Consider the following 9540-nt stretch of genomic DNA (forward strand, 5'->3'; position numbering starts at 1 on the left):
CAATACATTCAATCTCAAGATGCGCCTAAGTCCTAGAAGTTGTTCGCGCCTCGCCCACCCCACTCATTTTTTGAGCGGTCAGGGTGGTTTCATACAAGAAAAGAAAAATGAGGATAGACTAAGTTACCTCGCAAAGGAAACTAGTCTAAATGCTCCTCACACAACAATTAAAGCAAATACCAGACCATCGGAAAGCAAAAGGCAAAAAATATTCATTATGGGTAATCTTGTTGATGAGTCTAATCGGCAGCTTATGTGGATACATCGGATATAGATCGCTAGCGGACTTTGCCAAATTACACCAAGAGCAATTAGAGGAGTTATTAGAGTTACCACCAGGAAAATCGACACCATCGTACTCAACATTCAGGCGGATCGCGATCGAAGTGGAACCACAATACTTAGTCAAAGTGTTTAATGTCTGGGCATTAGGCACAACGCCAGTGTTACTGAATCGATTGCTATCGATTGATGGTAAAAGCATTAAGTGTACTAGTTCTGGCGGTAATACAAGAGAGCGTAATTTCACCAGTTTGGTCTCGGTCTATGACGACCAAGCCGCAGGTGTAGTTCAACTCCAAATCATGCAAAATAAAAAGCAAAGCGAGATTGGTGTAGCTCAAAATTTAATTAGTGATTTAGCCAAATTGCCAACAGGACAGACATTTTCACTCGATGCCTTACATACTCAAATAGCGACATTACAAGCTATTGACACCGCAGGTCATCATTGTCTAATTGCCGTCAAACAAAATCAACCGACTCTTTATCGCACGATTGAGTCAACAGCTCAAACTCAGACTGCAATTAGTCACGCTAGTGTTCTTGATTGTAGTCATGGTCGGAGTGTCGAGCGCAGTGTCAGTGTCTTTGCGGCACCTGCCGAATTATTGACCAAATGGATTGGTTTAAAGAGTGTCATTATGGTTCACCGCATTGGTACTCGTGCTGAGAAGCCTTTTACTGAAACTATCTACTATCTGAGTAGTCAGAGCTTATCTGCCGATCGCTATATGACCCTCATTCGTGGTCACTGGGCAATTGAAAATCGCCTCCATTGGGTGCAAGATGTCACCTTTAGTGAGGATTATCCACCCAGATTGGGTGGTCATGCTCCAGTTAACTGGGCAATTTTCTTCACTTGGATCGTTACTTTAGTGCGTCGAGCTGGTATTCGCACTGTCCCTCAAGCTTTGCGTTTGTGGGCTAACCAAGTTGATGATGTTTTTTCTTTCCTTGTATGAAACCACCCTGTCTCCCAAACTTGGGAGCGGCTCGCGCACGCCTCTGTTTCCCGACGGTTTAGCGGCGTTTTTATTCGGGGGTTCCCCCCGAATAAAAAAACGACAAGACAGCGAGACAAGACAGAGGGGAGCCAGAGCCAGAGGCGAGGGCAGGATGCGAAGCTTCCGGGTGAGGGCGCAAGGGAGTGAAAAGTGGGATGCTCCCTGTCGATCGTGCTATGTCAATTACTAAAATGCACCTTTTGACAATACCAAAATTGATGTCGGCGAACTATTTACAACAGTATGCACTCGATCGCGAAGCGTAGGCAAAGCCTAATCGATCCAGCCGAATTTTTCTGGGCGATACCAGCGATCTACTGTTGCCGACTTTTCGCTAAGAATGATCCCAGTCGGGCTTGATTGACTTACGCCGATTGAGAAAACGATCGATCGACATCGCCGCAATACAGCCATCTCCAGCCGCTACCACCGCCTGTTTAAACGGTGTATTCCGAATATCCCCGATCGCCCAAACTCCCTCGACATTCGTTGCCATCAATTCATCTACCGCAATCCCACCATCGGCATTTAGCTCCACCTGACCCCCCACAAAATCGGTAATCGGTTTGGAGCCACTTTGATAGATAAACGCCCCTTCTACGGGCAGCAATTGGGCTTCGGCTTGTCCTTTGGGCTTGACTTGCACTCCCGTTACCCCTGCTACTGATGTTCGGATAAAAACTGTTGAAAATGAAAGAATAGCGAAAAATAGTTAATCGCATCCCTGATACAAACCTGACAATTCCAAGAAAATTCCAGATAGCCATAATGCCGATAGCTAGATTTTTCATCGATCGTCTGACTGAAGCATCCAGTTGTAAAAAATCGGCTATTACTAGTATTCAAAGAACTCACCAAATCCTTCAATGCTCGATCCGCAGTTAGTTCGGGAATAGCATCAATTAATTCTGGATAAGTAGTGAGGTTTTTGAAACCATGATTTATCTGCCCATCTTCACTGGCGATTCCAGTTCCTAGATAAGGAATCTGTTTGGTACAAGAACTGAGTGATAATAAATTAATACACGGTAATTGCATTCCAAATTAAGTGAGAGCGAATTTCCTAAGATTTAGCGAGCATTCTCGTGCTAAACCAACTAAATCGATCGTCCAAACCATCCATCCAAACCGTCAGTCACGAGTTCGTCGGGATGTCCGGCAAATGGTTTGGCACCACCATCGACTTCGATCCCTGGAATTAGCCCCGCCACGCGTTCGATGCGCCGTTCCCGGATTATGCGAGACAAGACAACATAAGACATTGCCCCTACTAAGAAAGGAAGGTTGGTGCGATCGGAGATCTGCTAATTCAAAGATCTGACCAAGGTATCAGGAGCCAAAAAGTGACCGATATGATAGGCTCTCTCTTCGGTTTTTAGCAGAATTTGCTCGTATAAATGCAGTGTTGCCCGATCGCCCAAACTTTCAGCTTGACTAGCTTGGCTGCGGATCAGCGCGATAATTGCTTGTTCGCCTACCAAGTCATTTTCTAACATCGTCCGACAGTTAAAGGCACCATCGGCTTCAGGGGTGAAACAACAAAGTTCTGCCAATTTGGTAAAACTCGCCGCAGGGACTCCGCCTAAGCCATCCAAGCGTTCGGCAACATCATGAGCGTGACTTTTGAGTTGCTCGTAGCCATCTTCAAAAAACTGGTGCAGCGAGTAAAATTCTGCGCCTTCTACGACAAAGTGATGTTTTTGATATTGCAAGTATAAAGCCTGAAAACTTGCCAAAGCGATATTTAAGCCCTCACACACTGGCTCAGTTACCGTAAGATCCAATCCCACGACGTTAGCTCCGACTTCACCAAATCCACGCATTAAGCTCTGTGATGTTGTCATAAATTTCTCGCTTTCTATTTAAGGTTAACTTTTTAACCAGACTATTCGATATTTTTACAGCTAATCGTCATCGATTGATTTAACAAAGCAGTCTTAGTTAAGTATCTTAGCACGAGTAGTTTGGGTCGGGGGACGTGCTGTAAACCTGCTCACATCTCATTTGAGCTGCTCGATCGATAAGATGTACTATTGATAAAAGTTAGTAACAGCTCCGGCGCGACTCATTCGCCCACAATCTAGGCTAGCAGAGATTTTTAAAGATTTTTAGCTCTAATTGATGTCGCCTGGTGCTAACATAGCTATCAACTTGTTGCTTCTAATTATCATTTAAGGTATTCTGAATTTAAGCAAAAGCATCGTTGGCGTAGCCTCTTTGCTAAGGCAAACGCTGTGCACAAGGCAGGCTTACGCCAACGCGTTGGCAACGCCTGCGCTTTGCGCTTACGGAACGAGAATCCCAATTAAAATGGAACAAGTAAATTACTCAGACTGGATCTCGATCGTCGATATAGCCTGGGGCGAGCGCTGGCAGATACATCGCCGTCTTCAAGAGCTGAAAATTCCTTGTAAGTGTTCCACTGGGCAACTCTTATTAGTGACAGTAGACACGCCCACTGCGGCTATTCAAGTTTGGAGCGTGACTCGGACGCAATCGCTCGATCGCAGTCAATTGGTGGATTGGTTGGATCGCTGCTTCACTATACCAGCCGTTGGCATAGCCTCTGCTAGACGCGAGAATCGACATGGCAGTGAGTTACACGATCGCTAGCCAAAGTAATCAATCATAGCTGTATAAATTCCAACAATTATGGAACAATCGAGTTTCAGTGCTATATCCAGACGGAATGCCGACAAAAATCTGCTGACTATCTTGCTGGCTGGGGTGGGTGGCTCGATCGCGTTCCACATTGCGGCGATCGCTGGAGTCGCTCATTGGTGGCAGCCCACCGCCGCGATCGACGAACCGATGGAAATTACGATGGTAGATGTCGAGACTGAGCAGCCACCAGCAAAACCTGCGCCACAGCCAACAGTAGCCCCCGTTAAGGCTCCTACAAAGGTAGAGCCAAAGCCAGAGGCGGCAAAACCAGTCCCGATCGTTAAGGTACCCGCGACACTGGAGCCAAAAACAGCTCCAGCTAAACCAGTGCCGATCGCCAAAGTACCTGCCCAGGTAGCGCAAAAACCAGCCCCGATCGTCAAGACAGCATCAGCACTCGATAACTTCATCGATCCGGCGAAGCCGACGCCACGCGAACGAGTTCCCACTAAACCTGCTAGTAAACCTGCACCCAAGTCTATCGAACCGCCATTAAAAGTGGTAGCTCCAGAGTTTCCTGACGAACTATTCAAACCAGCGCAACCGCTAGCAGAAACTCCGGTAACACCCAAGCAAAAGGTAGTAAAATCGCCGACTTTTACTACCCCTCCACCGCAACAGCAGAAAATAGTCACAGAGCCTCAGCCGGGAACGCCCATCGGTGAAAATCAATCAGGGTTGGCGAGTACTTCACCCAATCGCCAACTTGCGAGATCGACAGATACACCCGCACCAACTCCAGAACAAGATTTTGGGGAAGTCGCACCGAGCAAAATTAAAACACCCACCCCCGACGACTTTACAGGCTCCAGCAACAACCAGTCAGGATTGGCGGGGCAACCTACTGGCGGCGGAAAACTAGGCAATAGATTAGCTGGGAATACGCCTGGTAGTAATACTGCCAGTGATGACAACTTTGGTAACGTCGCACCCAGCAAAGTCAAGGCTCCCAGCAATGACGATTTTGCAGGCTCCAGTAACAACCAGTCAGGATTGGCAAATAAACCTACTGGCGGCGGAAAGCTAGGCACTAGATTAGCTGGGAATACTTCTAGTATTACTACTAGAAGTGATGGTGAACCTAGCGGTGTCACTCCAGGCAATAGTTGGCGCGGTGCCAGAGCCGAGCCAGGTGCTGGCTTGAAACCAAATCCAGGGAATACCAGCAGTGACGACGCTGGTGGGAAAGCATTTGGCTTGCAATGTATCAACAGATGCGAAATTAGCGGACTGACAGATTTAGACGATCGCGATGGTGGCAAAGATAAATTACGGATCAGGATCGCCATCGATCCCAGCGGTAATGTCACTAGTGCGAGTATCACCAAATCTAGCGGTAATTCGACGATCGATCGAGTAGTGATTAATGGAGTCAAACAAATGCAATTTAGCCCCCCAGGGAAAGTAGTAGAACGAGTAGTAAAGGCGAATATCTTACTATGATTAGACTGCTATTACTATTAAATTCGATCGCTAACGTTGGGCATTTTTAGTACTAATACAGTAATATTTATTCGATAAAAGTTGTTTGGGTTATATGAGTTATTTCAAAATATTAATTACGAGTGCAATCGGAGTTGCAGTCTCACTATCTCAATCTCATCACGCGATCGCCGCCAGCATCACATTGCCCGATGGGAGTAAATGCGAGGGTGAAGTGAGTAGAGGAGTTTTAAACGGGCAAGCCACTTGCAAATATGCTAGTAAAGATACCTATACTGGCTCTTTCAAAGACGGTAAATTTTCTGGGACTGGTAAGTATACATTCGCCGCTGGCGGCAGCTATCAAGGCGCATTTAAAGACGGTCAAATTGAGGGTAAAGGAATCAGAACTTATCCAGATGGCGATCGATATGAAGGCGATTTTGTCAAGGGCGAACCCAATGGCATCGGTAATTATATCGCGGCGGGTGGCGGCGGTTATCAGGGCGAATTCAAAAATGGAGATCCCGCAGGTAAAGGTGCATTTACCTTTAAAAATGGCGATCGCTGTACCGGAATTGCTACAAATACTCAACTCAATGGAGCTGGTACTTGCGAATACAAAAATGGAAATAGTTATCAAGGTAATTTAGCTAACGATAAGCCAGATGGTAAAGGTGTGATGACTTTTGCCGATAAGAGTACTTATTCAGGTGAATTTAAAGCCGGACAATTTGCGGGGACAGGGACTCGCAAATATAAAAATGGTAATACTTATACTGGTACCTTTATTAATGGTACCCCCAGTGGCAAAGGAGCCTTAATTCTAGTTAGTGGCGACAACTATACTGGTGATTTTGCGGCGAGAAAATTCAATGGTACTGGCACCTATAAATTTAAAAATGGAGACAGTTATACTGGAGAATTTAAAGATAGTAAATTTGTCGGTAAAGGTGTAATCATTACAGGTGGAAATCGTTGTGAGGGAGAATTTAGCAATGGCGAGCTAAATGGTAAAGCTACCTGTAAATACAAAGGTGGCGAACAATTTACTGGCGAATTTAAAGATGGCGATCGGGAAGGCAAAGGAGTCTTAACTGCTGCCAATGGTAGTAAAATAGAAGGAACTTGGAAAGCAGGAAAAATGCAATAATTATGGACTTTATTAAAACTTTTAATGCAGGTGGCGCGGTAATGTATCCCCTGCTGTTTGGTTCGATCCTCACGATCGCTCTTGGGATTGAAAGGCTATATTTCTGGACTAAAATCGGTCGCAGAGAGAAACCAATGATTAGGGCAGTATTAGATTTATATCAGAATGGATCGCCACTAGTTATCGATCGACTAGAACGCGAACAAGATCTACCGATCGCCAGAATCTTTATGGCGGCAATCGGCCTAAAAGATGCGACACCTGATGAATTTCGGTTGGCACTAGAGAGCGAAGCTCATGCCGAAATTCCGATCTTACGCCGATTTATTGATATTTTTGATGCCATTATTGGATTAGCCCCACTGCTGGGGCTTTTGGGTACCGTAACAGGCTTAATTGCTTCATTCTCTTCCCTAAAAATCGGTCAGAGTGCTGGGGCGGGTGCAAATAACGTCGTCGGCGGTATTGCCGAAGCTTTAATTAGTACGGCAACAGGCGTAGTTGTCGCCGTGATGGCTTCTCTTTGTGCGAATCTATTTCGGGCATTGTATCAACGACAAATGTCTCAAATTCAAGAATCCACAGGTCAATTAGAACTCATTCACCGTCGTAATTGGCAACAGTAAGCATCGTTGGTTAAATAGATTTGCAACTATAGTTCGATCTTAAAGTAGGGGTAATCGATCGATTACTTCTACTGACTTTAATATTCATTTCATCGCTCGTGATTTTAAAAACATGCGACTACTAACCGATACCGACGATCGTGCGCCCGAAGTAAATATCGTGCCACTCATGGACGTGATTTTCGCGATTTTGACCTTCTTTGTAATGACATCCCTATTACTAAGTCGAACAGAAGGATTGCCCGTCAATCTGCCTGGTGCGAGTTCTGGCAAAACTCAAGACCAAACCAAAATCGTGGTGACGATCGATCCTCAAGGTGCGATCGCCCTCAATCGTCAACCGACAGATTTGGCTAGCTTAACGCCCAAAATTCAAGCACTAGGTAATAAAAATGAAGAGTCGCTAGTAGTAATTAATGCCGATGAAAAAGTCGGTCATGGACAAGTAGTTGCGGTGATGGATCGAGTTCGCCAAATTCCAGGAGTGAAGATGGGAATTGCGACTAAGAGGCAGTAATAAGAATAGGCAATAGGTAATAGTTTAAGTTAGTTAGTGATGAAGATAGATGAAGTCTGATATTTTCCAGCGGCGGGTGACACCATTAAATAAAATCGATCTAGAACGACTCGATGCAGACAATTCATCCGAGTATGAAGACTTTCCGGCTACCTTCGATGTGTTGGGGCCGATGCTGCATTCTCTATTTCAAGAACATTGGCAAGAATTGGGATTAGGTCATGTCGTTAATGGTAGCGTCTTAGAGTTAGAATTTGAGGCTGCACCCAAAGCTTGCTGGATGTATGATGGATATCTCACTGTAATTTCCCAAGGCTGGCACATGCACCTGTGCATTGGCGAAAACCAAGGTGGCCCGGAGCGCACCAATTCTCCAGCACTCCGTCAAGCGCGGCAAGTTAGTCGAGCAGCATTATATCGACAATTAAACGCCCAAGGCAAGGCACAAAGCTGGGGCATTCAGTTCTGGAATGGGGAAGGCGAAAAGATGATGACGATCTTTTTGCCTAATCCATTTTTGGGTGAAGGTGAAGACTTTTTGCCAGAACATCAACCAGATCTCACCAAGCTAGCAGTGTACGAAAATCTGCGCCAGATTTATGTGCTGGGGACAATAGATATTCCCTATGAAACCAATCCTTTGACTCGTCCTTATATTTCTGTCTGTCGATCCACTCGGTGTAATAATGGTCGCGATTGGCAGTCGGTTTATGATGCGATCGCCGTAGAATTAAAAGCAGCTAATCTGGATGTAGATTTAACTGCGGCTGGCTGTTTGCAAGTCTGTAAAATGGGGCCGATTGTCTTTTATTCGGGCGACGATCGCGATCGTGAACATACTTGGTATACACGAGTAACTCCTGATGTTGCCAAGGAAATTGTCACTCAGCATTTAGGCAAAAATCAGAAATTAACCAGACATTTATATCCTCAACCTTCGCAGGATTAAAGTGATATCGATTGCTAACAAACTTCTAAGATTATAACTCGCAACTTATACTACCATTATCACTTTTGTTTTGTAATTTTTGCCCGCCTGCATTCCATTGTTGAACGAGCAAAACACTCAATAGACATAGACCAGTCGCAACAAATAATGGTCCTTCTACACCCCATTTATTGACGATCGATCCACCGACAAATGAACCAATAATTCCTGCACTGCAACTAACAACTCCAATAATTTGACCGATCTCAGTCAGACTAAACTTGAGATCGATTAATAACGGTCGCATCATCGCACCTGTCACGATCGCCAGCCGAGGCGATCGAGGCTGAATCGATCGACTAATGGCGACCATAAAAATTTTAACATTCAAGGTAATGCTAACAACTCCAATGCGCCAACTGTTTCTAATGATGCCCCTTGCTGCCGCATGAATATCGGTAAAGTCTGATAAAAAAATGACATTGGTAAGTATTGAGAAACATCTTTGAGCATTGCCAACCGATCGCTTTACTTAATAGAGTTAATTTGATGAAGATTCAAATCGAAAACCACAACGGTCGTTTATGGCTGCGGTGGGATAATGGTGATAAACGCCAAACGCTAACGATATGTCTGTTGTCGATCGCGATGTTAAAAACAAAAAAGGTGAGCCATAGCCCACCTTTAAATCTAGGTTAAACTTGTTAGCTGAATTAACCTAAAACTTTTTTAGCAGTAGCAACGACATTATCGACGGTGAAGCCAAATTTCTCCATGACTACACCACCAGGAGCCGAGGCACCAAAACGATCGATTGTGACTAAACCACCGTCGAGTCCGATGAAGCGGTGCCAGCCAAGGCTGCAAGCTGCTTCGACTGCGACCCGTTTGGTGACAGCTTTGGGTAAGACGGACTCTTTGTAAGCTGCGTCTTGTTCGTCGAA

At 45.2% G+C, this 9540-nt stretch carries 13 protein-coding genes and 1 pseudogene; 7 read left to right on the plus strand and 7 right to left on the minus strand.

From position 1 onward, the window contains the following. Positions 1-149: 149 nt before the first annotated feature. Positions 150-1244 carry an ISAs1 family transposase gene (locus tag RMO35_RS20460; RefSeq protein ID WP_309743707.1) on the plus strand — a complete coding sequence of 365 codons (1095 nt, stop codon included), beginning with the start codon at positions 150-152 and terminating at the stop codon, positions 1242-1244. 376 nt (positions 1245-1620) lie between these two features. Here RMO35_RS20460 and RMO35_RS20465 read toward each other — a convergent pair. From RMO35_RS20465 to RMO35_RS20480, 4 genes and pseudogenes are all read right to left on the minus strand, one after another. Then, a pseudogene (locus RMO35_RS20465) lies at positions 1621-1947 on the minus strand (NAD(P)/FAD-dependent oxidoreductase); the annotation flags it as partial. Beyond that, a complete protein-coding gene (locus RMO35_RS20470; RefSeq protein WP_309743709.1) occupies positions 1947-2324 on the minus strand; it encodes a hypothetical protein in 378 nt (125 codons plus the stop codon). The gene RMO35_RS20470 and the pseudogene RMO35_RS20465, both read right to left, overlap by 1 nt. Positions 2325-2383: 59 nt before the next feature. Beyond that, positions 2384-2533, minus strand: a complete 150-nt coding sequence (locus tag RMO35_RS20475) for a hypothetical protein (RefSeq protein WP_309743711.1) — start codon at positions 2531-2533, stop codon at positions 2384-2386. A gap of 57 nt (positions 2534-2590) precedes the next feature. Continuing rightward, entirely contained in the window at positions 2591-3130 is a 540-nt protein-coding gene (locus RMO35_RS20480; protein WP_309743713.1) for a Dps family protein, read from the minus strand. Positions 3131-3596: 466 nt separating this feature from the next. On the opposite strand from RMO35_RS20480, the gene RMO35_RS20485 reads away from it, so the two are divergent. The 6 genes from RMO35_RS20485 to RMO35_RS20510 all read left to right on the plus strand — a co-directional run bounded on the left by RMO35_RS20485 (position 3597) and on the right by RMO35_RS20510 (position 8617). Continuing rightward, positions 3597-3899, plus strand: coding sequence for an Asr1405/Asl0597 family protein (locus RMO35_RS20485; RefSeq protein ID WP_309743715.1), 303 nt, complete (start codon positions 3597-3599; stop codon positions 3897-3899). 39 nt (positions 3900-3938) lie between these two features. Further along, complete coding sequence (locus RMO35_RS20490; protein ID WP_309743717.1) at positions 3939-5393, plus strand: TonB family protein; 1455 nt, start codon at positions 3939-3941, stop codon at positions 5391-5393. A 94-nt stretch (positions 5394-5487) separates the two neighbouring features. After that, the gene (locus tag RMO35_RS20495) at positions 5488-6525 is read left to right on the plus strand and encodes a hypothetical protein (RefSeq protein ID WP_309743719.1); all 1038 of its coding nucleotides are present in this window, start codon (positions 5488-5490) and stop codon (positions 6523-6525) included. A gap of 2 nt (positions 6526-6527) precedes the next feature. After that, complete coding sequence (locus tag RMO35_RS20500) at positions 6528-7151, plus strand: MotA/TolQ/ExbB proton channel family protein (RefSeq protein ID WP_309743721.1); 624 nt, start codon at positions 6528-6530, stop codon at positions 7149-7151. A 112-nt stretch (positions 7152-7263) separates the two neighbouring features. Next, a complete protein-coding gene (locus tag RMO35_RS20505) occupies positions 7264-7668 on the plus strand; it encodes a biopolymer transporter ExbD (protein ID WP_309743723.1) in 405 nt (134 codons plus the stop codon). A gap of 49 nt (positions 7669-7717) precedes the next feature. Next, the gene (locus RMO35_RS20510; RefSeq protein WP_309743725.1) at positions 7718-8617 is read left to right on the plus strand and encodes a (2Fe-2S) ferredoxin domain-containing protein; all 900 of its coding nucleotides are present in this window, start codon (positions 7718-7720) and stop codon (positions 8615-8617) included. Between the two features lie 31 nt (positions 8618-8648). Here the strand turns inward: RMO35_RS20510 and RMO35_RS20515 are convergent, their stop codons facing one another. The 3 genes from RMO35_RS20515 to RMO35_RS20525 all read right to left on the minus strand — a co-directional run. After that, positions 8649-8987, minus strand: coding sequence for a hypothetical protein (locus tag RMO35_RS20515; protein ID WP_309743727.1), 339 nt, complete (start codon positions 8985-8987; stop codon positions 8649-8651). After that, positions 8984-9115: a hypothetical protein gene (locus RMO35_RS20520; RefSeq protein ID WP_309743730.1), complete on the minus strand. Its 132-nt coding sequence runs from the start codon at positions 9113-9115 to the stop codon at positions 8984-8986. The genes RMO35_RS20515 and RMO35_RS20520 overlap by 4 nt, the downstream gene beginning before the upstream one ends. 194 nt (positions 9116-9309) lie before the next feature. Then, positions 9310-9540, minus strand: a 231-nt coding sequence (locus tag RMO35_RS20525) for a transketolase-like TK C-terminal-containing protein (protein ID WP_396135704.1), incomplete at its 5' end; no start/stop codon positions are given.

The organism is Chamaesiphon sp. OTE_20_metabat_361 (genome assembly GCF_031364565.1).